Origin of the sequence: Chryseobacterium contaminans (genome assembly GCF_001684955.1) — a bacterium.
Classification (GTDB): domain Bacteria; phylum Bacteroidota; class Bacteroidia; order Flavobacteriales; family Weeksellaceae; genus Chryseobacterium; species Chryseobacterium contaminans.
The window spans coordinates 1-25036 of the sequence record NZ_MAYF01000201.1 but is presented as its reverse complement, the minus strand read 5'-3'; the positions used below and the strand labels follow the sequence as shown (position 1 = coordinate 25036).

The 25036-nt window shown below is 37.2% G+C and carries 25 protein-coding genes and 1 riboswitch; of the genes, 9 read left to right on the top strand and 16 right to left on the bottom strand.

Going from position 1 to position 25036, the window contains the following annotated elements; translation table 11 throughout:
• Positions 1-69 precede the first annotated feature (69 nt).
• The 12 genes from thiH to BBH99_RS11590 all read right to left on the bottom strand — a co-directional run bounded on the left by thiH (position 70) and on the right by BBH99_RS11590 (position 11066).
• Complete coding sequence (gene thiH / locus BBH99_RS11645; protein ID WP_066695713.1) at positions 70-1188, bottom strand: 2-iminoacetate synthase ThiH; 1119 nt, start codon at positions 1186-1188, stop codon at positions 70-72.
• 11 nt (positions 1189-1199) lie between these two features.
• Positions 1200-1976 (bottom strand): thiazole synthase, encoded by a 777-nt coding sequence (locus tag BBH99_RS11640; RefSeq protein ID WP_066695711.1) that lies wholly within the window; start codon positions 1974-1976, stop codon positions 1200-1202.
• The gene (locus BBH99_RS11635; RefSeq protein WP_066695709.1) at positions 1969-2589 is read right to left on the bottom strand and encodes a thiamine phosphate synthase; all 621 of its coding nucleotides are present in this window, start codon (positions 2587-2589) and stop codon (positions 1969-1971) included. The genes BBH99_RS11640 and BBH99_RS11635 overlap by 8 nt, the downstream gene beginning before the upstream one ends.
• Before the next feature lie 5 nt (positions 2590-2594).
• The gene (locus tag BBH99_RS11630; protein ID WP_066695706.1) at positions 2595-3335 is read right to left on the bottom strand and encodes a hydroxymethylpyrimidine/phosphomethylpyrimidine kinase; all 741 of its coding nucleotides are present in this window, start codon (positions 3333-3335) and stop codon (positions 2595-2597) included.
• Positions 3311-3898, bottom strand: a complete 588-nt coding sequence (locus BBH99_RS11625; protein ID WP_066695704.1) for a thiamine phosphate synthase — start codon at positions 3896-3898, stop codon at positions 3311-3313. Before BBH99_RS11625 ends, BBH99_RS11630 begins: the two co-directional genes overlap by 25 nt.
• On the bottom strand, positions 3895-5706 hold the full coding sequence (gene thiC, locus BBH99_RS11620; protein WP_066695702.1) for a phosphomethylpyrimidine synthase ThiC: 1812 nt from the start codon (positions 5704-5706) through the stop codon (positions 3895-3897). The genes BBH99_RS11625 and thiC overlap by 4 nt, the downstream gene beginning before the upstream one ends.
• A 23-nt stretch (positions 5707-5729) precedes the next feature.
• A complete protein-coding gene (gene thiS / locus BBH99_RS11615; protein ID WP_066695701.1) occupies positions 5730-5936 on the bottom strand; it encodes a sulfur carrier protein ThiS in 207 nt (68 codons plus the stop codon).
• Between the two features lie 57 nt (positions 5937-5993).
• Positions 5994-6089, bottom strand: a riboswitch (TPP riboswitch).
• A gap of 108 nt (positions 6090-6197) precedes the next feature.
• Positions 6198-8237, bottom strand: coding sequence for an Ig-like domain-containing protein (locus BBH99_RS11610; RefSeq protein WP_066695699.1), 2040 nt, complete (start codon positions 8235-8237; stop codon positions 6198-6200).
• A 226-nt stretch (positions 8238-8463) separates the two neighbouring features.
• Positions 8464-9141, bottom strand: a complete 678-nt coding sequence (locus BBH99_RS11605; protein WP_066695697.1) for an RluA family pseudouridine synthase — start codon at positions 9139-9141, stop codon at positions 8464-8466.
• Positions 9142-9146: 5 nt separating this feature from the next.
• Positions 9147-9470, bottom strand: coding sequence for a hypothetical protein (locus BBH99_RS11600; protein ID WP_066695696.1), 324 nt, complete (start codon positions 9468-9470; stop codon positions 9147-9149).
• Positions 9471-9473: 3 nt separating this feature from the next.
• Positions 9474-10289, bottom strand: a complete 816-nt coding sequence (gene panB, locus BBH99_RS11595) for a 3-methyl-2-oxobutanoate hydroxymethyltransferase (protein ID WP_045501401.1) — start codon at positions 10287-10289, stop codon at positions 9474-9476.
• A 63-nt stretch (positions 10290-10352) separates the two neighbouring features.
• The gene (locus BBH99_RS11590; RefSeq protein ID WP_045501403.1) at positions 10353-11066 is read right to left on the bottom strand and encodes a Crp/Fnr family transcriptional regulator; all 714 of its coding nucleotides are present in this window, start codon (positions 11064-11066) and stop codon (positions 10353-10355) included.
• 89 nt (positions 11067-11155) lie between these two features.
• On the opposite strand from BBH99_RS11590, the gene BBH99_RS11585 reads away from it, so the two are divergent.
• The 9 genes from BBH99_RS11585 to BBH99_RS11545 all read left to right on the top strand — a co-directional run bounded on the left by BBH99_RS11585 (position 11156) and on the right by BBH99_RS11545 (position 20739).
• On the top strand, positions 11156-13534 hold the full coding sequence (locus tag BBH99_RS11585) for a heavy metal translocating P-type ATPase (protein ID WP_066695695.1): 2379 nt from the start codon (positions 11156-11158) through the stop codon (positions 13532-13534).
• Positions 13535-13643: 109 nt separating this feature from the next.
• On the top strand, positions 13644-13853 hold the full coding sequence (gene ccoS / locus BBH99_RS11580; protein ID WP_066695691.1) for a cbb3-type cytochrome oxidase assembly protein CcoS: 210 nt from the start codon (positions 13644-13646) through the stop codon (positions 13851-13853).
• Between the two features lie 21 nt (positions 13854-13874).
• A complete protein-coding gene (gene ccoN, locus BBH99_RS11575; protein ID WP_066695689.1) occupies positions 13875-16136 on the top strand; it encodes a cytochrome-c oxidase, cbb3-type subunit I in 2262 nt (753 codons plus the stop codon).
• Between the two features lie 18 nt (positions 16137-16154).
• A complete protein-coding gene (locus tag BBH99_RS11570; RefSeq protein ID WP_045501410.1) occupies positions 16155-16355 on the top strand; it encodes a cbb3-type cytochrome oxidase subunit 3 in 201 nt (66 codons plus the stop codon).
• 10 nt (positions 16356-16365) lie between these two features.
• A complete protein-coding gene (locus BBH99_RS11565) occupies positions 16366-17247 on the top strand; it encodes a cbb3-type cytochrome c oxidase N-terminal domain-containing protein (protein ID WP_066695687.1) in 882 nt (293 codons plus the stop codon).
• 95 nt (positions 17248-17342) lie between these two features.
• A complete protein-coding gene (gene ccoG / locus BBH99_RS11560; RefSeq protein WP_066695683.1) occupies positions 17343-18797 on the top strand; it encodes a cytochrome c oxidase accessory protein CcoG in 1455 nt (484 codons plus the stop codon).
• 9 nt (positions 18798-18806) lie between these two features.
• The gene (locus BBH99_RS11555) at positions 18807-19259 is read left to right on the top strand and encodes a FixH family protein (RefSeq protein WP_066695682.1); all 453 of its coding nucleotides are present in this window, start codon (positions 18807-18809) and stop codon (positions 19257-19259) included.
• A complete protein-coding gene (locus BBH99_RS11550) occupies positions 19250-19975 on the top strand; it encodes a sulfite exporter TauE/SafE family protein (RefSeq protein WP_066695681.1) in 726 nt (241 codons plus the stop codon). The genes BBH99_RS11555 and BBH99_RS11550 overlap by 10 nt, the downstream gene beginning before the upstream one ends.
• A gap of 20 nt (positions 19976-19995) precedes the next feature.
• Positions 19996-20739, top strand: a complete 744-nt coding sequence (locus BBH99_RS11545; protein WP_066695678.1) for a hypothetical protein — start codon at positions 19996-19998, stop codon at positions 20737-20739.
• 51 nt (positions 20740-20790) lie between these two features.
• On the opposite strand, the gene serS is transcribed toward BBH99_RS11545, so the two are convergent.
• From serS to BBH99_RS11525, 4 genes are all read right to left on the bottom strand, one after another.
• Positions 20791-22059, bottom strand: a complete 1269-nt coding sequence (gene serS, locus BBH99_RS11540) for a serine--tRNA ligase (RefSeq protein ID WP_066695675.1) — start codon at positions 22057-22059, stop codon at positions 20791-20793.
• A 63-nt stretch (positions 22060-22122) separates the two neighbouring features.
• Positions 22123-22629: a hypothetical protein gene (locus BBH99_RS11535; protein ID WP_066695673.1), complete on the bottom strand. Its 507-nt coding sequence runs from the start codon at positions 22627-22629 to the stop codon at positions 22123-22125.
• Between the two features lie 27 nt (positions 22630-22656).
• On the bottom strand, positions 22657-23901 hold the full coding sequence (locus tag BBH99_RS11530) for an oligosaccharide flippase family protein (protein WP_066695668.1): 1245 nt from the start codon (positions 23899-23901) through the stop codon (positions 22657-22659).
• The coding region (locus tag BBH99_RS11525) for a glycosyltransferase (RefSeq protein WP_066695667.1) at positions 23898-25036 on the bottom strand (1139 nt) is incomplete at its 5' end. The genes BBH99_RS11525 and BBH99_RS11530, both read right to left, overlap by 4 nt.

Sequence of the window (25036 nt, the reverse complement as noted above, 5' to 3'; positions counted from 1 at the left end):
ATTGTTTGAACTATTTTTGAACCATTAAGGATTATTAAGACATTTAGAATAGTTAAGATTTGCTTCGTCTTAAGTACCACTATAAACAGAATCCCAGTCTTTCATCACCGGATCGTATCCTGATTTTTTGATTATATCTTTAATTTCCTCCATGCTTCTTTCATCGCTGGTCTCAAATTGTTCCAATGATTCCTTATCCACGGCATATCCACCAGGATTGGTTTTGGAACCTGCGCTCATGGTAGTAGCTCCCAGTGCTATAATATGGTTTCTGAAGTTTTCATTTTCTCTTGTAGAAATAGATATTTCAAGATCTTCATTCCAGATTCTGTAGGCACAGATCAGTTGCAGCAAGTCTTTATCTTCCATAATAAAATTAGGTTCAATAATACCTTCCGCCGGCCTTAGCCTTGGGAATGATACTGAAAATTTGCTTTTCCAATATTGTCTCTGAAGATAATCGATATGAAGAGCATTGAAAAAACTGTCTACACGCCAATCTTCCAGCCCAAGCAGTACTCCCAGACCCATTTTATGAATACCAGCTCTGCCAATTCTGTCAGGTGTTTCTAAGCGAAAATGGAAATTGGATTTTTTACCTTTCGGATGATATTCTTTATATACTTCCTGATGATAGGTTTCCTGATATACCAACACAGAGTGAACTCCCTCTTCATGAAGAAGCCTATATTCTACCCCTTCCAAAGGCTGTACTTCAATAGAAATATTGGAAAAATAAGGTTTCAGTAAACGAACTGCATTTTGAAAATAAGGAACACCTACAATTTTATTGGCTTCCCCGCTCACCAAAAGAACATGGTTTACTCCCATTGATTTTAAAACCGAAGCTTCTATCATCAGCTCTGTATCGGAAAGCGTTTTTCTCCTGAGATTATTATCCAAACTGAAGCCACAGTAAGTGCAGATATTCTGACATTCATTGCTCAGATACAAAGGTGCATACAGCTGAATGGTTTTCCCAAAGCGCTTCTGGGTAAGGGTCCTTGTTATATTGGCCATCAATTCCAGCTCCTGTGATGCTGCGGGTGAAAGCAAATTCAGAAAATCATCCAAGGTTCTGTTTGTTTTCCGAAGACTATTTCGAACCTCAGATAGGGTTACTTTTTCAAGTCTGGCTTTTATCTCATCCCATTGGTATTGCTCGAAAACCTCCTTAAAACTATTCATTATTCTGATTTTTATTCAAATAAAAACGAGGTTAAAGGGCTTGAGGCTTCGGCATGGTTGGCTATAGCTCCCAGTCCGGATTCAAAGGCTCTTCTTCCGGCAATAACGCCTTCTTTAAAAGCAACAGCCATATTCACAGGATTTCTTGCTACTGCAATGGCTGTATTCACCAAAACAGCATCAGCTCCCATTTCCATTGCTTTTGCAGCGTCAGAGGGCGCTCCTATTCCAGCATCAACAACAACAGGGACGTTACTTTGGCTGATGATAATTTCTAGGAAATCTAATGTCCTTAATCCTTTATTGGTTCCGATAGGTGCACCTAAAGGCATTACTACAGCTGTTCCTGCATCTTCAAGACGTTTGCACAAAACAGGATCAGCATGAATATAAGGCATGACCACAAAACCTAATTTGGCCAATTCTTCAGTGGCATATAATGTTTCAATAGGATCTGGTAATAAATATTTGGGATCCGGATGGATTTCAAGCTTTACCCAGTTGGTTTCTAAGGCTTCCCTGGCTAATTGTGCTGCTAAAACCGCTTCTTTTGCCGTTCTTGCTCCTGACGTATTGGGTAAAAGATGAACGTTCGTTCCTTTTAATGAATCTAACAGATCATCTTCGGCTGACTGAGCATCAATTCTCTTCAAAGCCATTGTAACCATATTGGATTCTGAAGCCACAACGGAGGCCGCCATATCTTCAAGACTTCCGAATTTTCCTGTTCCTAAAAACAATCTGGATTCAAAAGTTCTGTCTGCTATTATTAATTTTTGATTATGCATATATCATTGCTTTTTTAAATTCATTAATATTGGTTGGCTGGCTGGTAATCTGTCCTGAAACCGCTACTCCATAAATTCCGATCTGCTGTAAGGGCTGAATATCTTCAATACTGATCCCTCCAATGGCAAATATTTTAGGAATTACCATTGATTTTTCACGGAGTTGATCTATAATTTTCTGATATCCTTCAAATCCAAGAATAGGGCTGAGCTTTTCTTTTGTAGCAGTGAATCTTAATGGCCCCAAACCAATATAAGTGCACGATTCATTCATTCTTTGAAGAACATCTGAAATGGCGTTGGCTGTTCCTCCGATGATCTTATGTTCACCCAAAATAAGCCTTGCTTCTTCAATGGAGCCATCCTTTAGCCCTAAGTGAACCCCATCTGCATCTATTGTCTTCGCTAATTGGACATGATCATTGATAATACAAATTGACTGATATTCTGAACAAAGTAACTTTGAAACTTCACAAAGATCCATTAACTCATTTTCAGGTGCATTTTTCCAACGGATCTGTACCCATTTTATACCGTTATCCAAAGCTTTTCGGATATTGTGTTCCTGTTCCTGCCTTGTGTTTCCCTGTGAGATGTATTGTAATTTTTCCATATTGACTATGAATGTGTTCCCAATAAATAGGGACTGCTTTTTAAAAATTGTTCGATATATAATTTCCCCTTTCTACAGGCAATTTCCAGGCTTTCATCTTTTGCCAGCTCTCCTGCAATGGCTGAGGACAAAACACATCCTGAACCATGTTTTGGATAATAAATAAAATCACCATTCGTTGGCTCCAAAAGAATTTCATTTCGGCCTTCAACTAAAACATCCGTTCCTAAACGGTCTTCCCGATGTCCTCCTTTAATAAGCACAGAACATGAATTGCCGTTAGATAAAAGGCCATTATCTTTTAAAACCCTGTATTCATTATAGTTTGGAGTGATTAAGCTGATCTTATCTATTATATTTCTTAAAATCGGAAGGGTTTCAAGATTGAAAAATGTAAATTCTGAAGTGCTCTTCAGAACAGAATCCCAGATTATTTTAGTATCAGGATTGCAAACCTTAACAGCTTTGATAATTTCTCCTAAGAATCCGGCATCCTTTACAATTCCAATCTTAACAACGGATACAGGATAATGACTCATTAAAACATTAATTTCTTTGGTAATTTCATCTATTGACCGCCATTCCAGGCTAAGACATTGAGAAGCTGTTTGCAGGGTAAGTGCCGTGCATACTCCCAGCCCCATTACTTTTATCTGTTCCAATGTTTTAATGTCCGATAATAAACCTGCTCCGCCACTAGGATCAAAGCCTGCAATAGTGATTACAAAGGGACGTTCTTTTTGCATTTTCTAAATACATTTAAAGGTTCATCATTCTCCCAAATCGCTCCTAACAGAGCCACACCATCTACTCCAAGCTCAAAAACCTCATGAATACGACTGGAATCAATTCCGCCCAGGCCAATCAGCTTTACATCCGGATTGTTTCTTTGTTTCAAGCTTTCCATAACGGTTGAATCAATTCCATATCCTTTCTTGGAAATACTTGGAAAGAATGGGCTTATGAAAGCATATTCCCATTCTTTTTCCAATGTATTATAAGCAGTGATCTCATGAACAGAAGTTGAAATTATGTCTCTGTTCATAAATGGTTTATATTTTCCATTCTTTCGGTCTTCTTCCCTGAAGTGAAATCTGGAAACTCCATAATCCTGTCCAAGATCATAATGGCTATGTAGTACCAATTGCCCATAAAATTGCTCATGAATACTGCTGATGAAACCAGCCATTTCTTCCCGGCTGATCCATGGTTTTCTGATATGAAGCAGATCCAGCCCATCATAAAACATCTGATTGATGATCTTTGATTCGCTTGGAACGATGGTTTCAGGGGTGATGACGAGAATCATATATAAATTTCCTTTCCTTTTTCAATAAATTCCTGTGACTTATCAAACATTCCCTGCTCTGCAGATTCGCGGATTTCCTGAGTGATCTTCATTGAGCAGAATTTTGGCCCGCACATAGAACAGAAGTGAGCAATTTTGGCCCCATCCGCAGGAAGTGTTTCATCATGATAGGATCTTGCCGTATCCGGATCTAGCGAAAGGTTGAACTGATCTTCCCATCTGAATTCAAATCTCGCTTTACTTAATGCATTATCTCTGTATTGTGCTCCCGGATGTCCTTTTGCTAAGTCTGCGGCGTGGGCGGCTAGTTTATAAGTAATTACTCCCACTTTCACATCATCTTTGTTCGGTAGTCCTAAATGTTCTTTGGGAGTTACATAGCAAAGCATTGCGCATCCGAACCAACCGATCATCGCAGCCCCGATGCCTGAAGTAATATGGTCATAACCAGGTGCAATATCTGTGGTTAAGGGACCTAAGGTATAGAAGGGAGCTTCGTCACACACTTCCAATTGCTTTTCCATGTTTTCTTTAATCATGTGCATCGGAACGTGTCCCGGACCTTCAATCATTACCTGCACATTGTGTTTCCAGGCAATTTTTGTCAGTTCACCTAATGTTTCCAATTCTGCAAATTGGGCAGCATCATTCGCATCAGCAATAGAACCCGGACGCAAGCCATCTCCTAAAGAGAAAGCTACATCATACTTCTTCATGATCTCGCAAATCTCCTCAAAATGAGTATATAAAAAGTTTTCCTTATGATGATAAAGACACCACTTCGCCATAATAGATCCTCCTCTGGATACAATTCCTGTTACTCTGTTTGCTGTTAAGTGAATGTATCTCAATAAAACTCCGGCATGAATGGTAAAATAAGAAACTCCCTGCTCTGCCTGCTCAATCAAAGTATCTTTAAAAACTTCCCATGTTAAATCTTCTGGTACACCTTTTACTTTTTCTAATGCCTGATAGATAGGAACTGTACCAATGGGAACCGGGCTGTTCCTGATGATCCATTCTCTCGTTTCATGGATATTTTTCCCTGTGGAAAGATCCATAATGGTATCTGCTCCCCATCGGCAAGCCCAGACAGCCTTTTCAACTTCTTCGTCAATACTTGAAGAAACAGCACTATTCCCGATATTCGCATTGATTTTTACCAGAAAATTTCGTCCGATAATCATTGGCTCGCTTTCCGGATGATTAATGTTATTGGGGATAATGGCTCTTCCGGCAGCAATTTCGTCTCTTACAAACTCCGGAGTGATTTTACTTTTTGGAGTATTAGCGCCAAAGCTGTTACCGATATGCTGACAGGCCATTTCTTTTGGAACGGACTGCAGTTGTTCTATTCTTTGGCTTTCTCTGATGGCTACATATTCCATTTCCGGAGTGATGATACCTTGTTTCGCATAATAAAGCTGGGTAAGTTCTTTTCCTTCCTGAGCCACTTTAGGTTTATGATCGTAGGAAAAACGTAATGCATCAAGTTTGGGATCTGCCAGGCGTGCTTTCCCGTACTCCGAGGTAATTCCATCCAGAATAACAACATCTCCTCTGTCCAGGATCCACTGTTCTCTTATCCTGGGAAGCCCTTTCTGAATATCGATTGTTGCATTTTCATCGGTATAAGGCCCGGAAGTATCATAAATGGTTACCGGAGCATTTTCTTCAAAATTTCCGTTGCTCAGCTTTGTAGGGCTAAGCTGTATTTCACGCATTGCTACATTGATAGGATGAATTTTTCCTTCAACATAAATTTTCTTTGAGTTCGGAAATGGCGAACATGTAATGGAGTGAGCCATAATATTGGTATTAAATATGAGAATTATCCGCCCTGAGTGGCAGTAATGATTAAAATTGAATCCAGATTGTTAAGGGGAGTTTCCGCCCAGATTGACAGCGGAATAATACGGTTGTTGAGTGCCACAGCAATACCTTTCTTTTTCCCGGGTAGTTCCATAGCCAATAATGCTTCCAGGTTTTCAGGAAGTACATCAAATGTTTTTCGGGTGTGGTTGATTATAAGTTCCATTCCTAATAATTTAAATATACTTTAGGAATGGCTATTATTGTACAATAGAATGTACAGCAAAAGTCATCTACTTTTCCCTACGCTGGTATGATCCAGATCAGGTTCAAAGGGTAAAGTCTCAGTCTGTATGAACAGACACCCCTAAAGTTTGAGACGAAGTTAGTTATTTTTTAAGAATGGGCAAAATCTAATTTTACAGAAATAAAAAACCGGAAATCGTAGAGATTTCCGGCAGGGATATTTGAAATGAAAATAAATAATTTATTGTTTAATGACTTTCGTCTGCTTTTGAGTTCCGTCTTTCATATGCAGATTCAGGATATATAAGCCTGATTTCAGATCTCCCAGATGGATTTCTTTAGATAAATTATCAATGGTTTTTATAATTCTTCCGGAAACATCCAGTACCTGAAGCGACCTTGCCTTCTCAATATCTGAAATGATAATGGTCTCTTTGAATGGGTTTGGATACACTTTCATTAAATCTTTTGCTTCCACTTCCGATGTTCCCAAACAATTTATGGTTGCTGTAACCGCAGTTCTTTCACTTTCACACTTGTTGCTTACCTCCCAATCATAAAAGTAATAATAAGATGTACTTGGTGAATTGGCGGTAAGATTTCCGCCTGTAATAGAAAATATTCCGGAAACTGTTAATGGATAGCTTCCCCATGATGACCCCGATTCCCTTAATAGTCCCGATACATCACCTGATCTGGTTAACATCATGAGTTTATAATTGTTCCCCGGACCAACAGCAAAGTTCAGGGGAACATAAGTTTTCACATAGGGAGACCCACTACCTGTAAGATTCACTGTAATAGTCTGTAATGTTACTGCTGGAGAAACATTTCCATCCTGTAAAGCAATTTCTACAGTTCCGTTACCCGTCCCCATTGGATATACATATACCCCTTTAATAGTCATCGTAGAATAAACATCAAAAAGTAAACCTGCATCCAACGTATATCCTGAAGCAGATATAGCATCTGGGAATCCTCCTGTAAAAGTTCCTCCTGTTGCAGAGGTAACATAATAAGATGTTGTATTAGTAAGCACTGGTGTTGTAAAAGTAGATCCTGTACCTACCATATTTCCTCCTACAGCAGCATCATACCAGGTGATACTGGCGCCTGGATCCGTTGTTGCCGATAATGTAGCGGTATTATTAGGACATACTGTAGCCCCGGTTACAGCGATTGCCGGAGGAACACATAACGTCAAAACCCGTATAGGCTGTAAAGTCCATATACTGGTATTTCCATTTCCGCAATTTGATCTGATCCAGACATAATATACAGTAGCAGGAGATAATGATGACAATGTGGTAGAAGTTCCTGGAACATTTGTATTCATTGGAGGAGTGGTAGATGTTGGAGGAGTATTGGATGTACTGTAATAGATATCATAGCTCGCAGGAGAAGATGGAGAAGCTGTCCATGATATAGCTGCAGTATTACTGGTAGAACTTCCTGCAGCTAATCCTGATGGAATATAACATGTTGGAGGAGTCCAGGTATAAGTCAACCCTGCAGCCGGCATTCCGGGAACAGAATTATTCACATTAAAAGCTTGCGAGCTGTTGCTCGCCGTTCCTGCTGTAGAATTGATAAACTCTAATGTTGTTGCGTTAAGGCGATTATTAAAATCCGCGACAGTAGCTCCCCTTAATCCTATCTGAGCTGTACCTGTAACATTAGTGCTCCCCACCAGATAAGATCCGCTATTGTATACCATCTGAATCACATTAGAAGTTTCTTTTAAGCGCACCTGAAAGGCAAAAGTATAAGCCGTAGTGACAGAAGTAGAACTATTAGGCCTGAAGTCTTTCCACTGAATAACTACTTCTCTATTGGGAGCTGATCCTGTGGTTGTCCAGCTGATATCTCCCGTAACCCCGTTAATATCAAATACACTGCTCAGATCTCGTCCAAAAACAGAAATCGCTCCATCATAGGCAGCTGCTGTGGATAGAGGCGAAACATTAGTGGCAGAAGGCGCTGTTGTTCCAAATGTAATAAATCCATTTGTTGATACATTCAGAGAACTATAGGAAGTTCCATTAAATATAAAATTAAATGGTAATGCTACAGGATACACATTACTATTGAGGTTACCTGTACTGGTATTTGCTGTAGCTGCCTCCAGTAGAGTTCCTGTTATTGGAGTATAGATACCGATATTCTGTGCAAAACTATATGCACTTACCTGTGCAATGACGGTAGCAGAAGAACCTACCAGCAGTGCAAAGCTGAAAGCAGCTTTCAAATACTTCTTGTAAATTTTGTAAAATTGTGTCATAGCTAGTTAATTTTGTTTCCTAGCTAATATAATAATTTTATTGACAATAATTCATTAAAATTCAAACAATTATACGATATAATTACCCAAAACAACAAAAATATGAGAATTAATTACAAATAAATCAAAATAAAGAGACAAATAAAAAACCAACTTTAATAAGTTGGTCTTATATCGTAAAAAGCTTTAATATATTATCAAAATTCCATTTGGCAAGCAATGCTGACTACTCCTCACAAGCTCTCCAAACTGCATCATTCTGAGGAACAGGAGCTATAATTTCTATGTTTTCTTTGGTTACCGGATGAATGAATTCCAGTTTCCTTGCATGAAGATTAATTCCTCCGTCCGGATTGGAACGCGGTGCTCCATATTTCAGATCACCCTTAATTGGAACTCCAGTTTTGGATAACTGTGCTCTGATCTGATGATGTCTTCCGGTTTCAAGGTCAATTTCCAACAACAAATAGTTGTCTAATGTTTTGATCACATTATAAGTTAGGATTGCTTCTTTGGCTCCTTCCGTAGCTTTTGGAAAAACAATCGCCTTGTTATTCTTTTCGTTTTTCTTTAAATAATGAACCAGTCTTTGGCTTTGTGGAATTAGTTCTTTTCCCACGACTGCCCAATAGGTCTTTTTAACCTCTCGGTTTTTCACCATCTGAGTTAAACGTGAAAGCGCTTTTGAGGTTTTAGCATAAATAACCAGCCCGGAAGTAGGACGGTCTATACGATGAACCAAGCCGAGAAAAACATTTCCCGGCTTAGCATCTCTTATTTTTATAAAGTTTTTGATAGATTCCAATAGTGATTCATCACCGGTCTTATCGCCCTGTACAAGCTGACCGACTTTTTTATTCACTACCAAAAGATGGTTGTCTTCATATACAATCTGCTCCTTCATCCAATTTATCTGTTTCTGTTTCTATTTGACATTGAAAGAATAATCCCTGCCAAAAGACCAATTGTTTTAAGCCCTGCAATCATTGAGCTATCTGGCAACAACGCTCCAACCACACAAACTGCTGCCGCTGCGTACATGGCGTACATAAAGTTTTTATTGGTCAGCATAGGAGCCTGAATAAAGAAACTTACTCCAATCAGGATATAGAAAACTTTTCGGGAAAGCAAATGATTGATTTCTGGTGAAAATAAATTGAACCAGCCTACAGCAAGACAGATTAATGCTGCAATAGATAAAATTCCCTGGATAGATTGTTGTTGATTTTGCATGAATTAATAACTTTCGTTTTGGTTAGGGAAATCTACATTCTTTACATCTTTTACATATTGAGACACTGCTCCTGTAATTTCGGTGTAAAGATCAAGGTATCTTCTTAAAAATTTCGGGCTGAAACCTTTGTTCATTCCTACCATATCATGATACACCAAAACCTGACCATCACAGTCTGCTCCGGCACCAATTCCAATAGTTGGGATAGAAATACTCTCGGTAACTTTTTTAGCCAGTTCAGCCGGAATTTTTTCCAACACTACAGAAAAGCATCCTAATTCTTCCAAAAGCTGTGCATCAGCAATCAGTTTTTCAGCTTCTGCCTCTTCTTTTGCTCTTACTTTATACGTTCCGAATTTATAAATGGACTGTGGTGTTAATCCTAAGTGTCCCATTACAGGAATTCCTGCATTGATGATCTTTTTAATAGATTTTGAAATTTCTTTTCCCCCTTCAATTTTCACAGCATGAGCTCCTCCTTCTTTCATCATTCTTACTGCAGACTCTAATGCTTTTTCAGGATTACTCTGATATGTTCCGAATGGTAGATCCGCTACTACTAAAGCCCTGTCAGTTCCTCTTACCACACTTTGGGCATGGTAGATCATTTGGTCTAATGTAATCGGTAATGTAGTTTCAAAACCTGCCATTACGTTTGCCGCAGAGTCTCCAATCAAAATAGCATCTACTCCACCTGCATCCACCATTTTTGCCGTGGTAAAATCATAGGCAGTAAGCATTGTTATTTTTTCCTTGTCGAATTTCATTTTACGCAAGGTTTCAGTCGTAACTTTTTTAATTTCAGAGTGAACAGACATAATTTATCTATTTTTTAAAAGTTAAAAAGTCGGCCATTTAGCCGACTTAAGTTTTTATGATTTTTATAAAACTACGTGACCGAGTTTCATGAGTTTATCGTGATTCAGAATTTTGATGTTTCGTCCGTCAACTTCTATCAGGTTATCCTGTTTGAATTCTGAGATAAGACGGATGGCACTTTCAGTAGCAGTACCAATAATGTTGGCAATTTCTTCTCTGGTTAAAGAGATCTTGATAAAACCTTCCGGATCTACTCCTAATTTCTGTTCTAAAAGCAGCAATATTTCAGCAAGCCTTTCTCTTACCGTTTTCTGGGCAAGGAAGGTAATGGTATTGGAAGATTCTCCTAATTCGTAAGAAATTTTCTGAAGCATTACGAAAGACAGTTGCGGATCAACTTCCAGAAGATACATAAAGATATCAGCTGGTAAGAAAACACACTCAATGTCTGTCATGGCTTCTGCTTTAGCTTGGAAATTTTCCCCGCAAAGCAAAGAACGATAGCCGATAATATCCCCTTCTTTGATAAATCTTAAAATCTGATCTTTTCCAAATGCTCCTGATTTTGAAAGTTTAGCGGCTCCTTTTTCAAGTACGAACACACCTTTCGGCGTCTCCCCATCCTCGAAAATAGTATCGTGTTTCTGAAAACTCAATCTTTTTTTACCGTTAATATATTTTTCAAAATCTGCGCTAGAAAGTCTTTCCTTAAATGATTTATCATTAAAAACTCTGGCGAACCTCTCTTCAATTGCTATCTGTTGTTCCTGCGGCATTTTATATGATATTTATCACAAAAATAGAACTTTTTAACTCGATAAACAAAAAAAATTGTTATAATTTTGTAGTTCAATAATTTAGGGAGGTGAGCGAGAACTGTTTTCATTGTGGCCAAGGGATAGAAAAAGAGAGAATTTTGTTTGATGAAAAGACTTTCTGTTGCAATGGCTGTAAGTCTGTTTATGAAATTCTGAATACGAATAATTTAAGTAATTTCTATGAACTTAATAAAGGGGCAGGAATTCGTCCGAGTGATGAAAGTTCTACTCAGTTCGCTTATTTGGACACTCCGGAAATTTTTGAAAAAATCACCGATTTCTCTGAAGGAAATACCAGTCTTGTTACATTTAAGATTCCTGTAATTCATTGTTCTTCCTGCATCTGGCTTTTAGAGAGTCTTCATACCCTGAATCCTTATATTAAGTATTCCCAGGTTAACTTTACAAGGAAAACCTTACAGATTTCATTCAACCATAACGATCTAAAATTAAGCGAATTAGCTAATTTTCTAACTAATTTAGGGTATAAGCCTGTTATCAGCCTTGAAACTGCCGAAAAAAATGTTGACCATCTTGATAAGTCACTCCTTATAAAATTTGCTATTGCAGGTTTTGCTTTCGGAAATGGGATGTTTTTGGCATTCCCGGAATATGTAGGAGGTGAAGATTATTGGATGGAACACTACAAAGGACTTTTCAGAGTTCTTATGTTCTTATTAGCCTGTCCGGTTGTATTTTATTCTGCTTCAGATTATTACAAATCTGCATGGTATGGATTAAAAAATAAAATTGTGAATATTGATGTTCCTATCGTATTAGGAATACTGGTTCTCTTTGGAAGAAGTATTTACGAAGTGGCCACAGGATATGGTCCCGGATATTTTGATACCCTTTGTGGGCTTCTGTTCTTCATGCTGATGGGTAAATTATTCCAGAAAAGAACCTACAGTGCTCTTTCTTACGATAGAGATTACAAATCATTCTACCCTATTGCCGTAACCAAGGTAGACTTTGAAGGAAAACAGGAAAACATCCTGCTTTCCGAGATAAAAGTGGGTGACAGAATTTTAGTTAGAAACCAGGAAATCATTCCGGTAGATGCGATTCTGATCAACGGGGAAGGAAATATAGACAATAGCTTTATTACAGGAGAAAGTGAAAGCATCAGCAAACAACCAGGAGACAAAATTTTCGCTGGAGGTAAGCAGGTAGGATCATCTCTGGAACTGGAGGTTATTAAAGATGTAGATCAAAGTTACCTGACCCAGCTTTGGAATAAAGAAGCTTTCAAGAAACATGAGACCGGTCTTGACACACTAACGAACAACATCAGTAAATACTTCACTTTCATTATTTTAGGCATCGCTTTAATTTCCGGAATTTACTGGGCATTCATTGATCTGGAGAAAATGTTCCAGGTTATTTCAGCCATTCTGATCATTGCTTGTCCTTGTGCACTTGCATTATCTGCACCATTTACTTTCGGGCACATTATGAGGATTTTAGGTCGAAATAAGTTTTACGTAAAAGATACACTGACGATTGAAAAAATCGCAAAATTAGACACCATCGTTTTTGATAAGACCGGAACCATTACCCACAGAAAGAAATCCAACATCAAGTATGAAGGATCTGAGATCAGTGAATTTGATCAGCTGAATATCAAAACTCTATTAAAGAACTCCAACCACCCTCTGTCTAAGTCTCTTTATGAATACATAGAGCTTAATGACAACTACTTCCCTGTTGAAGATTTCCAGGAAATTTCAGGGAAAGGATATGTTGCCAACGTGCGAGGAAATGTTTATAAAATTGGTTCTGCACGCTACAACAATCAGGAACCTAAGAATCTGGAAACCGCTGTTTATATCAGCAAAAATGACGAGTTCTTAGGAAAATTTATCTTTAAAAACGAGTACAGACCTAAGCTCAAAGACTTATTCAAAAAACTCACTCATTACAAAATATTTATTCTGAGTGGAGATAACTCTTCAGAGGAAAATCAACTTAAAGAGCTGATTCCAAACTACAAAGGAATGGCCTTCAACCAAAGTCCGGAAGACAAGCTAAACTACATCAAAAACCTTCAGGATCAGCACATGAAAGTAGCTATGCTGGGTGACGGGCTAAATGACGCGGGAGCCTTAAAACAGAGTAATGTAGGGATTGCCATCGCAGATGATACCAATAGCTTTACCCCATCTTCCGATGTGATTATGAATGGCGAAAAAGTAGTGACTTTGGACAATTATCTGAACGTCTGCAAAGGCTCGATCACCATTGTGAAAATGACATTTATAATCAGTTTTCTTTATAATATCGTTGGGTTAAGTTACGCAGTTACAGGGCACATGCATCCGCTTTTTGCTGCGATCATCATGCCGGTAAGCTCTATTACTGTGGTTACATTTACAACAGTTTCAACCTGGATATTGGGTCGCAAATACTTCAAAAAACAGGCTTAAACAGGCTTATTTAGACTGATTTTAAATTAGCTGAAATCGGCATTTCGTGATGAATGTCATTATTTTTCACTAAATTTGAACCCCGAAAATAGGTTAATTTTGTTGTCCAATGGATATTCTATATTTAATGATCGTCTGCAGTGTTTCTTTAGCTGCGATCTTCCTGGTCGTATTTATAGTGTATGCCAAAAAAGGGCAGTTTGAAGATGATGAATCTCCGGCTGTCAGAATCCTTTTCGATGATGAAGTCAAAGAAAAAAAGGAAAATGGCGACAAAGATAAAGACGATAAAGAAATAGGAGAAAATAATAAAAATTGAGAAAAATAGTGAATAGTTGATATGGAAACACAAAAGTTTAGTTATGACAATAGTATTGTCCGTGCGTTCCTCTATGCAACCATTATCTTTGGTTTCATAGGATTTACGTTCGGGCTTACGGCGGCATTAATGCTTTTCTACCCTGAATTACCTGAATTCTTATTCGGTACAGATGATACAACCATTAAAAGTTTAGCATCGGGTAATATTCAAGGGTTAATAAACACTCATGGAGCGTTTGGTTTTGGTAGAATCAGAATGTTGCACACCAATACCGTGATCTTTGCGTTCGTGTGTAATATTGTTTATGTAGGGGTATACTACTCTACGCAAAGATTATTGAAGACAAGAATGTATAGTGATACATTATCTTGGATTCACTTCTGGACATGGCAATTAATGATTGTTGCTACGTTCATTACGTTCTTTATGGGTATCAATACTTCAAAAGAATATGCTGAACATGAGTGGCCAATTGATATTCTGATTGCATTCTCATGGATCATTTTTGGAGCCAACATGATTCTCACTATTTCAAAGAGAAGAGTAAGACACTTGTATGTTGCTATTTGGTTCTATCTTGGAACTTGGGTAGCAGTAGCAATGCTTCACATCTTCAACAACCTTGAAGTTCCATTATCTTTCTCTGGCTGGAAATCTTACTCTGCATATGCAGGAGCAAAAGATGCCATCGTACAATGGTGGTATGGTCACAATGCGGTAGCATTCGTATTGACAACTCCGGTTCTAGGTTTGATGTATTACTTCTTACCAAAAGCGGCAGACAGACCGGTATTCTCATATAAACTGTCTATTATTCACTTTTGGTCACTAATCTTCGTATATATCTGGGCTGGTCCTCACCACCTTCAGTATACCGCTCTACCAGCATGGGCACAGGCAGTAGGAACAGGTTTCTCTATCATGCTTATTGCACCATCTTGGGGAGGAATGTTAAATGGTCTTCTTACCTTAAGAGGAGCTTGGGATAAAGTAAGAGAAAATCCTATCCTTAAGTTCTTCGTAGTAGCCGTTACTTGTTATGGTATGGCAACATTTGAAGGACCGCTTTTAGCAACTAAAAACATCAACAAAATTGGTCACTTTACAGACTGGGTTATCGGTCACGTACACTTAGGAGCTCTTGGATGGAATGGTTTCATGGCATTCGGGGTTATCTATTACCTGGTACCAATTATGTGGAGAACAAAAATCTGGTCTGTAAAATTAGCTAACTGGCATTTCTGGTTAGGGACATTAGGAATCATTTTCTATGCAGTACCAATGTATATTTCAGGATTCACACAAGGATTAATGTGGAAACAATTCAACCCGGACGGAACATTATTATGGAAAAACTGGTTGGATACCGTAACTGCGATTATTCCTTACTTTAAAATGAGATTCGTAGGAGGTTTATTCTATATTTCAGGAGCTATCTTAATGATCGTTAACGTAATTGCTACCGTAAGAAAAGGATCATTCCAAAAAGAAGTACCTGCTGAAGCCCCTGCATTAGCAAATATCGGAAACAAACGTAAAGAAGGAGAAGGATTCCACCTTTGGTTGGAAAGAATGCCAATGCTTTTAACAGTATTATCATTATGCACTATTTCTATCGGAAGTATGGTAGAAATCATCCCTACTCTGTCTCTTAAGAAAAGTGTTCCTACCATTTCAGCAGTGAAGCCTTATTCTCCGCTTGAACTTGAAGGTAGAGATATTTATATCCGTGAAGGATGTAATGCTTGTCACTCTCAAATGATCAGACCGTTCAGAGATGAGATCGTAAGATTTAACGGTAAAAACGGACAGTACTCTAAAGCAGGAGAGTTCGTATATGACAGACCTTTCCTTTGGGGATCTAAGAGAACAGGACCGGATTTACATAGAGAAGGAGGTAAAAACCCAAGTTCTTGGCACTACAAACACATGTATAACCCAAGATCTACGTCTGCAGGTTCTATCATGCCTCGTTACCCTTGGTTAATTGCTACTAACTTAGACAGATCTAAAATGGTAGACAAAATGAAGCTTATGAAGAATACATTTGATGTACCTTATACAAAACCTCAAATTGATTCAGCAAATGCATGGGCAGATAACCAGGCTAAGAAAATTGTAAAAGATATCTTCTCTGAAGCAAATGACCTGAAAGAGGCTTATGCTAAAAAACCTCAGGGAGAATTAGAGAAAAAAGAAATTGTTGCTCTTATTTCTTACCTACAGAGATTAGGAACAGATATTAAAACAACTGAAATTAAAACAGCAAGTAATAACTAAAAACATTAAAAGGTTAGTATGATTCCTCAGAACTTTAAAGATATATTATCCAATACAGAAAATGCTGGCTTCTACCAGACACTGGCTCTGATTTTCTTTATGCTGTTCTTCGTAGCTCTGGTAATCTATGTTTTTAGCAAGCCTAAGAAATATTACAAAGAGGAAGAAGAAGCTCCCTTGGGAGAGGATGAAGACGACGATTTTAATTTAAAAAATTAAACTATTTTTTATGAAACAAAGAACACCTGTTGTTGTAAACATCTTGATAATAATCGGACTTTTAATAGTTTTTTATTATTTGTTTGTGCAGAGCTACGCGTTCCTAGCTTCGCCTTACTTCTGGGGAACTGTTGTTATTGGTAGTATCCTTGCCTTTATCCACAGTGCTATTGGAGATTTGATTGAAAACAACAAATTCAAAAAACTATCTCCGGAAGAGAAAGCGGCTTATTTAGCTGAAAAGAAAATTCCTTTCTTCAAAAGAATGTATGCAGCTGCCTTCAAAAAGCAATCTGATACTGAAGAAAAAGATATCCTTATCGACCACGGTTTCGATGGAATCATGGAGTTGGATAACCAATTACCAAAATGGTGGGTAGGTTTATTCTATTTTGGGACTGCTTTTTGTATTGTATATATTGCAGCGTATTCATTTACAGATTTCGCTCACCCGTTAAGCGAATATGAAAAAGAATATAAAGAGCAATTGGCAAGTATCAAAGCTTATGAAGAAAGCCAGCCTCCTGTAACGATTGAAACTGCTAAATATTCAGCGGATAATATTGCAGAAGGGAAAGAATTATTCAAAACAAACTGTGCATCTTGTCACAAAGAAGATGGTAGTGGAGGTATCGGTCCAAACTTGACAGATAACTACTGGATCAACCAGCCTGAGAAAACGTTATTCAAAAACGTATTCCACATGGACTGGAATGGTTCTCCTACCAACCCTGCAATGAGACCATTCGGTAAAAACGGAGAAGTTTCTGGAGCTGAAATTGAAAAGATTGCAGCCTATGTATATCACATCAACCAGGAATTACCACCAGTGACTCAGGCTCAAGGAGGAGCAGCTCCTCAGGGAACTGAAGCACACTGGGAAAAAGAATAATTTAAAAAATTAGAAACATATGAAAAAAACATAATTTGTTATTACCTTAAAAATAGTAACGAATTATGTTTTTTCTTTTTTAAATATATCACAATATGTCAGACATAGAAGAAATAGAAGTACGAGGCGGACAGGGACAGGTTCTGGACCCTGAAACTTACAGAGATTCTATAGGGACAATGGAGCAATCCGGTAAGAGAAAATGGGTATTTCCAAGAAAACCTAAAGGAAAGTATACCAACTATAGAAATCTTGTAAGCTATTTATTATTAATTATTTATTTTACATTACCGTTCATCAAGATCAATGGTAACCCATTGCTGATGTTCAACGTGATAGACAGAGAATTTTTCATCTTCGGACAGCCTTTCTATCCACAAGACTTTTTTATCCTGACTTTAGGTGCTATCGCATCATTAATCTTTATTATCGTTTTTACGATTGCATTCGGAAGAATTTTCTGCGGGTGGATATGTCCTCAGACAATTTTTATGGAATCCATCTTCCGTAAAATCGAATATCTGATTGAAGGTGACCGAAACAAGCAAATGAAGCTGGACAGACAGGAGTGGAACAGCGAGAAGATCTGGAAAAGAACCTTGAAATGGTCTGTTTACATTGTTATTTCATTAATCATTACTCACTTTATGTTCATGTATATCGTGGGCTATGAAGAAGTATTTAAAATTGTTTCCGAAGGACCTTTTGCGCATCCTACCAATTTTATCGTCATGATTCTTCTTACCGCTGCCTTTTACTTTGTATTTGCATGGTTCAGAGAGCAGGTATGTACATTGGTTTGTCCTTACGGCAGACTTCAGGGAGTATTAATTGATAAAGATACCATTAATGTTTTCTATGATTTCAAAAGAGGAGAAAACAGAGCAAAATGGAGAAAAGGAGAAGACAGAAAAGCTGCCGGTAAAGGGGACTGTATTGATTGCCATCAGTGCGTGGTGGTATGCCCTACCGGAATTGATATCAGAGATGGGCAACAGCTTGAGTGTATCAACTGTACTGCATGTATTGATGCCTGCGATGAAGTAATGGAAAAAGTAGGTCTTCCTAAAGGCCTTATCAGATATGCTTCCGAGAATGAAATTGAGAAAGAAACTCCATTCAAATTTACCGGAAGAATGAAAGGATTCAGTATTTTCTTATTCCTTCTGGTAGGATTCTTAGGGTATCTTCTTTACAGCCGTGGGGAAATGGAAGCTAAATTCATTAAACCTGCAGGAAGCACATTCTTCGTGAAAGAAGGAAAAATTATCAATACTTATAATTATACCTTCCTGAATAAAACCAATGAGAAGAAAATAGTTACCATCAAAGTAATTGCACCGGCTCATGGGGAGATCACTTATAGTGCTTCAAGTAAAATTCCTGTAGACAGGGATAAAATTTCCAAAGGAACAATTAATATCAGCTTCCCGGAAGATGAAATGAAACTTTCCAAACAGAACATTACGATCGGTGTTTACGATATGAAAGGTAAGCTTATCGATTCTTATCAAACTTATTTTGAAGGACCATTCAAACTGCAATTTTAAATAGAAAAAATGAAGAACTTAAGTTGGGGACACGGTGTTGTAATTGCATTAGCAGCGTTTATTATTTTTATATTATCCATGATGTTTCTTTTCCCGAACGGGCAAAAGAACTCTGAAATGGTAACCGATAATTATTACGAAGAGGAACTACAGTATCAGGATGTAATTGATTCCAAAAAAAGAGCCGATGAGCTTCAGGAAAAACCTGTGTACAGCCAGAACACCAATGGAATTAAAATCATATTCCCAAAAGATTATACTCATTCAAACACTACGGTAAAATTTGTTTTAAACAGAACCGACGACCAGAATTTAGACATCAAAAAATCTGTAGAGCTTGACGACAGCCATTCATTCATCATCCCTGCACAGGTATTAAAAATGGGGAATTATACTTTGAGACTGAGCTGGACAAAAGACAAAACAGACTATAGAATGGATTATGATGTGATATGGAAATAGGACTTATTGTATCGGCTATTGCTTTAGGCTTTGCTTCCGGTTTTCACTGTATCGGAATGTGTGGACCTATTGCTTTATCGATGGGATTAACCAAAAAACAGGCAGCCAATTTTTATCTTCAGAATCTTACCTATCAGTTCGGAAGAATCTTCACCTATTCATTATTAGGTGCGCTTCTCGGAATTATAGGACAGGGATTTGAGATGGCTGGATTTCAGAAATATCTAACTATCACGGCAGGCGTTCTGCTTATCGTTATGGCGTTATTTTCATTTGGCGGGAAAGATTTTGCTTCTAAAATTCCTTTTCTGTCTAAGTTTTTATATTCTGTAAAATCAAATTTAGGACGTGTGCTTCAAAAGGCAGATTACCGTTCAAGATTTACAACCGGAATTTTAAATGGCTTCTTACCATGCGGAATGGTTTATATGGCTCTTACGGCAAGTCTCGCCGGCGGAGGAATATGGCAGGGAGCCTTATATATGGCTTTATTTGGTTTGGGAACCCTTCCATTCATGTTTGCCATCGTTCTGGCCGGAAACCTTATGAATCAGGCCTTCAGAACCAAAGTTTTAAAGGCAGTTCCTATCATTATGATTATTTTAGGTGGGCTTTTCATTCTCAGAGGCCTGGAATTGGGTATTCCTTATGTATCTCCAAAAGCCGAAGCCATGACTATTTCAAAAGATCCCAACGGAGCGGTTAACTGCCATTAATTAGAATTTACTATAATACCATGAAGAAAATAATCGTCTTATTTTTAATAAGTCTGTTTACCCTACAATCCTGTACCATTAATACTGAAATAACCTATCATAAAGATTCTGCAGCATCTATGGTTACTGATGTAGATACCCGAGAGTTTATGGCAGAAATGCAGGCTATGACACCAGATTCATTAAAACAAGACAAGTTTAAGGAACTGGAAAGATTTCCAACGGTATGGACAAGCATGTATGATCTTCTCAAGAAAGAAGGAAAACTGAAAACAGAAAATCAGGATACAATCAGGATCATAAAAAAGATTTTTATAAAGTCTACAAAAGAAGATCATAAACCCACGCCTGCTGGATTCTCCTTCAAGTTAGATCGCATCACCCCAAAAGATTATGAAGTTATTAAGAATTTCAATAAAGACGAAAAATTACCCTTTGATCAAAATATCCTCAATACCTGGGATGGAAAAACCTTAACCATTAATACGGATTTTTTCAATGTTAAAAATATTGAAGAAGTGCTTCGATCTCAAGGATCAAAAGAAGAAACAGAAAAAATGGAAGGGATGATGATGATGTTTCTCAAAAATATAGGAACTACTTTAAAGTTTGAAACCAAAATAAAATCCATCACCGGCAAACATGACTGGCTAAAACAGGTTGATGACTATTCAGTAAGAGTAGAATACGATCTGAAAGCAATGGATGACAAGGATTCAAAATTGAAAAATGCGGATAAAAAGATTGTCATCATCACTGAATAAACAACAAAACCCACTGAAATCCAGTGGGTTTTTATTTTGAATTATACTCTATTAGTTAATAATATCGAATCTCGCGTATTCAGCAATCTTCTTAGGAAGTTTAATTCCTTCTGCAGTTTGGTTGTTTTCCAATAATGCAGCCATAATTCTTGGCAATGCCATTGCAGATCCGTTCAGAGTGTGAACCAATTGAGATTTACCATCAGCTTTATAACGGCACTTCAACCTGTTAGCCTGAAATGTTTCAAAATTGGAAACAGAACTTACTTCTAACCACATTTCCTGAGCTGCACTCCATACTTCAAAGTCATACGTCATGGCAGACGCAAAACCTGTATCTCCACCACAAAGTCTTAATACTCTGAATGGAAGCTCAAGATCTGTAAGAATTTCCTTGATATGTTCTACCATTTCTTCCAATACAGCATAAGAATTTTCAGGTTTTTCAATTCTTACAATTTCTACTTTTTCAAATTGGTGAAGACGGTTCAAACCTCTTACATGAGCACCATAGCTTCCCGCTTCTCTTCTGTAGCATTGTGAGAAAGCTGTATTTTTAATCGGAAGATCTTTTTCATCCAATAATACATCACGATAAAGGTTCGTTACAGGAACTTCTGCAGTAGGAATCAGATATAATTTATCTTCGTTGATATAATACATTTGACCTTCTTTATCAGGTAGCTGTCCTGTACCAAAACCTGAAGCTTCATTCACAACATGAGGCGGGTTTACTTCTGTATATCCTTTCTCTACATTTTTATCCAGGAAATACTGCACTAAAGCTCTTTGCAGCCTTGCTCCTTTTCCTAAATAAACAGGGAAACCTGCTCCAGCAATTTTTACTCCTAGTTCAAAATCAATAAGATTATATTTTTTAGCCAGTTCCCAGTGAGGGATAGCGCCTTCACCAAGACCTTCTACTGTATGAGACTGGAAAATAATCTCATTATCATCAGCAGAAGCACCGCTTTTTACCAATTCATTTGGAATGTTGGGAAGCTGGTACAGAATGTTTAATAATTCAGTTTCTTTTACTTCCAACTGGGATTTCAATTCTGAACTCGACTCTTTGTATTGTGCTGTTTTAGATTTTGCTGATTCCGCTTCTTCTTTCTTTCCTTCCTTCATTAAAAGTCCAATTTCTTTGGAGATTTTATTGATCTCGGAAAGCTGGGAATCTAATTCAAACTGGATTCTTTTTCTTTCGTCGTCAGTAGCAATAGCATCGTCTACCAACTCAAGATTCTTGAATTGTCTTTTTTTAAGACCTTCTAAAACGCGTTCTTTATTGTCGCGTAAAAAATTGACTTGTAACATTTTATTTAGATGTTAAATATTAAATTCAGCCTAATATAGGCCAATAATTTTACAAATTTAAAACTATTTTGTGATAGTCACGTTATTTATTGAATTGGGAGTACCCGCACCTTTTGTAAATACAGATTTGTTATTGTATAAAACCTCGGAAACCTGGAATACTTCCGGTGTATTTCTATAGCGGATTTCAAGAATATCTGTAACCACTGGCTGTGGAGCATTATTAACTGTTCTGTTTAAGGTAAGTGCCATCCTTGAATAATAAGTGGTACCGGCAGAATCAAATTTCTTTCTTTGAGCTCCTCCAATATATTCGATATAAAAAACAGAATCCTGTCTCATTCTCAGAGGCATTGTGGTTACAGGAGAATTTTCTTTGTCACCCAGCATATCATTTACCGAAAAACTGGTAAAAGATCCACTCTTCTTAGCATTTAATAAATCAGGATTGGTATCAGACTTCATATAAATATTCAGTATCTGATCGATTCTTTGTAAAGAATCGTCATCACTTCCACAGCTAATAACCACACCACTTAATAGTAAGATATAAAGAAAGATATTTTTCATTATAACAAAGATAAAAAGATTTTATCATTAAGGCAGTTTCCTTAGGTAGGAAAAGAAAAAAAACAGAAATCCCAAACCTGAAACAAGCAATGTGGCTGTCATTGCAATCCCCATTCCGATGGTACCATAAAGAGGAACCAGTATATAAGCAAGCACTGCAAGAAATATAAGTGAACCAATGCCAAGCCAGGTATTAATTTCTACTTTCCCTACTGCCGGCAAAAGGTTTCCATATAAATTTCTGGTTAGCATTCCTAATGTGAAACCTACCGATAGAATCATAAATAATGTTGTATTCTCCACATATGTTTCTCCAAAGAAGAAAATAATAATATACTTTTTAAATAGATAAAAGAAAAGTAAAATTCCTAAACAAATGGGAATAAAAAGCTTATTAAAATTTATTGCATAGGACTGCAGGAATTTTTTGTCTCTAAAGTTCTTTGAAAGGATCGGAAAATCACTCTGTAGAAAACTGGTCGCCAAAAAGATAATATTTGAAGGGATCAGAATAGCGGTTCTATAATTGGCAACAGCATTTTCATTCGTCATAAATCCAAGCAGAAGGATATCCAATGAATATAAAGCATCTGAAGTAACAGAAGTAAGAGCTGTAAAAATTCCATATCTCCACATCTCTTTATAATTTTGAAATCTGAATGCACGATGTGAATATATATCTTTTTTTAACCACAGTAAAGATAGATAAGGAGCAATGCTGACAGCAATAAGATATCCGTAAAACTTAAAGAAATAAGTAAGTATTAAAACCAATAGGAGTCCCCCGATATTCACTACATTATTGATTTTCGCAAACACCTGATTTTCTCCACTGATTCTATAAAAAATCTGGATATGGTTTAGAAAATAAAACCCGCCAAGTCTTACAGCACAGGCAATAAAAATGATAAAGATATCTTCATACTTATGAATATAGAATACTGAAGCAAACAAAAACAGAATAATAAGGATCAGCTCAAGTAACATTCCTTTGAAAAAAAAGTAAGATGAGATTTTTAATTTTTCTTCTTTATCATATGAAATAGATCCAAACCGCATCAGACTCTGGCTACTTCCAAAACCCGTAAACGGGGTAAAAATTGTTAAAACGGAAAGCACAATGCTTAGAACACCAAACTCGTTCTCTGGCAGTAATCTGATAATCAATAAAGACCCCAGAAAACTGGAAATTTTAGCAATAAGAAAGGAAAGGAAAACGTAATGACCACTATTGCTAAAGAAATTTCTTAAAAAAATTTTCAGGCTTTTCACAAGGTTTTATTTTTAGAAAGAACTTCGTTATAAACTTCTGTAAATTGCTGATCAATAGCCTTTCGGGAATATCTGTCTACGCAAAATTTTCTGATCTCAGATTCATTTTTAAAGAAATATTCCTGCCTGCACACTTTCTCCAGGGCTTCATAAAGCTGGTCTGTATTATCTTTTTCAATTCCAATTCCCAAACCGTCTATAATAAACTCTGCTGCTCCTCCAACTTTTGTTGAAATTACCGGCTTTCCACATGCATAAGACTCTAAAATAACACATCCCTGGGTTTCATTTTCACTGAATAAGATAAAATAATCTGAATTTTGCATTTTTTCAGCAACTTCAGCATAACTTATCGCATCGAAAACCTGTATATACTTTTCAGCAGATAAGCTTTTAACCAAAGCTATCAGGGATTCAGTATCGCCATCACCACCTATTTCCAGGCTCACCTTATATCCGTTTTGATATAACAGATAAACTGCATTAATGATATCCTTGGGCCTTTTACGGGGAATTAAACTTGATATATGAAGAAATTTCACATGATCTGATACTTCGGTTTTAGATTGAATGGTAAAAACATCAGTATCTACCACATTGGAAATTACTTTCATAGGGGTTGTGATCCCCAATTCTTTCAAGCTTTCCAGCAGATTATAGCTTACGGGTAAAATATACTCTGCATGTTTAGCAATGTATTTTGCAATACGTTTAATATTACCTGACGTTTTAGAAAGATTCTGCTTTTGTAAAGCCGTCCAGTGCTCTGTTACAACAAATGGAATTTTAAATTTTTTCTTCAGATAAACAGCAAACAGCATATTATTATGGAGAACGTTAGCATGTATCAAATCCGGCCTGTTCAGCTTTGAAAACCCATTTAAATAAGCTCTCATCCTTCTTAAAAAGTTCTGAACCGGATTGTTTGAGTTTCTATAATAAATAATTAAAGTTCTGATACCATTAATTATTTTGTCATCATAAACATAATGCTCTTCCTGGTCAAAATTACCAATGGCATGAAGTATTTCAACATCACAAGATAATGAAACGGCTTCCGCATGCCGCTGCACAAAATTACCGTTGGTAGGTTCTAATTTATTAGGAAACCATGATGAGATGAAGAGTATCTTTT

What these genes read in the sequence shown, in the direction of transcription:
- thiH (WP_066695713.1), bottom strand. Translation starts at nt 1,188, where the DNA reads ATGAATAGTTTTAAGGAGGTTTTCGAGCAATACCAATGGGATGAGATA.
- BBH99_RS11640 (WP_066695711.1), bottom strand. Translation starts at nt 1,976, where the DNA reads ATGCATAATCAAAAATTAATAATAGCAGACAGAACTTTTGAATCCAGA.
- BBH99_RS11635 (WP_066695709.1), bottom strand. Translation starts at nt 2,589, where the DNA reads ATGGAAAAATTACAATACATCTCACAGGGAAACACAAGGCAGGAACAG.
- BBH99_RS11630 (WP_066695706.1), bottom strand. Translation starts at nt 3,335, where the DNA reads ATGCAAAAAGAACGTCCCTTTGTAATCACTATTGCAGGCTTTGATCCT.
- BBH99_RS11625 (WP_066695704.1), bottom strand. Translation starts at nt 3,898, where the DNA reads ATGATTCTCGTCATCACCCCTGAAACCATCGTTCCAAGCGAATCAAAG.
- thiC (WP_066695702.1), bottom strand. Translation starts at nt 5,706, where the DNA reads ATGGCTCACTCCATTACATGTTCGCCATTTCCGAACTCAAAGAAAATT.
- thiS (WP_066695701.1), bottom strand. Translation starts at nt 5,936, where the DNA reads ATGGAACTTATAATCAACCACACCCGAAAAACATTTGATGTACTTCCT.
- BBH99_RS11610 (WP_066695699.1), bottom strand. Translation starts at nt 8,237, where the DNA reads ATGACACAATTTTACAAAATTTACAAGAAGTATTTGAAAGCTGCTTTC.
- BBH99_RS11605 (WP_066695697.1), bottom strand. Translation starts at nt 9,141, where the DNA reads ATGAAGGAGCAGATTGTATATGAAGACAACCATCTTTTGGTAGTGAAT.
- BBH99_RS11600 (WP_066695696.1), bottom strand. Translation starts at nt 9,470, where the DNA reads ATGCAAAATCAACAACAATCTATCCAGGGAATTTTATCTATTGCAGCA.
- panB (WP_045501401.1), bottom strand. Translation starts at nt 10,289, where the DNA reads ATGTCTGTTCACTCTGAAATTAAAAAAGTTACGACTGAAACCTTGCGT.
- BBH99_RS11590 (WP_045501403.1), bottom strand. Translation starts at nt 11,066, where the DNA reads ATGCCGCAGGAACAACAGATAGCAATTGAAGAGAGGTTCGCCAGAGTT.
- ccoS (WP_066695691.1), top strand. Translation starts at nt 13,644, where the DNA reads ATGGATATTCTATATTTAATGATCGTCTGCAGTGTTTCTTTAGCTGCG.
- ccoN (WP_066695689.1), top strand. Translation starts at nt 13,875, where the DNA reads ATGGAAACACAAAAGTTTAGTTATGACAATAGTATTGTCCGTGCGTTC.
- BBH99_RS11570 (WP_045501410.1), top strand. Translation starts at nt 16,155, where the DNA reads ATGATTCCTCAGAACTTTAAAGATATATTATCCAATACAGAAAATGCT.
- BBH99_RS11565 (WP_066695687.1), top strand. Translation starts at nt 16,366, where the DNA reads ATGAAACAAAGAACACCTGTTGTTGTAAACATCTTGATAATAATCGGA.
- ccoG (WP_066695683.1), top strand. Translation starts at nt 17,343, where the DNA reads ATGTCAGACATAGAAGAAATAGAAGTACGAGGCGGACAGGGACAGGTT.
- BBH99_RS11555 (WP_066695682.1), top strand. Translation starts at nt 18,807, where the DNA reads ATGAAGAACTTAAGTTGGGGACACGGTGTTGTAATTGCATTAGCAGCG.
- BBH99_RS11550 (WP_066695681.1), top strand. Translation starts at nt 19,250, where the DNA reads ATGGAAATAGGACTTATTGTATCGGCTATTGCTTTAGGCTTTGCTTCC.
- BBH99_RS11545 (WP_066695678.1), top strand. Translation starts at nt 19,996, where the DNA reads ATGAAGAAAATAATCGTCTTATTTTTAATAAGTCTGTTTACCCTACAA.
- serS (WP_066695675.1), bottom strand. Translation starts at nt 22,059, where the DNA reads ATGTTACAAGTCAATTTTTTACGCGACAATAAAGAACGCGTTTTAGAA.
- BBH99_RS11535 (WP_066695673.1), bottom strand. Translation starts at nt 22,629, where the DNA reads ATGAAAAATATCTTTCTTTATATCTTACTATTAAGTGGTGTGGTTATT.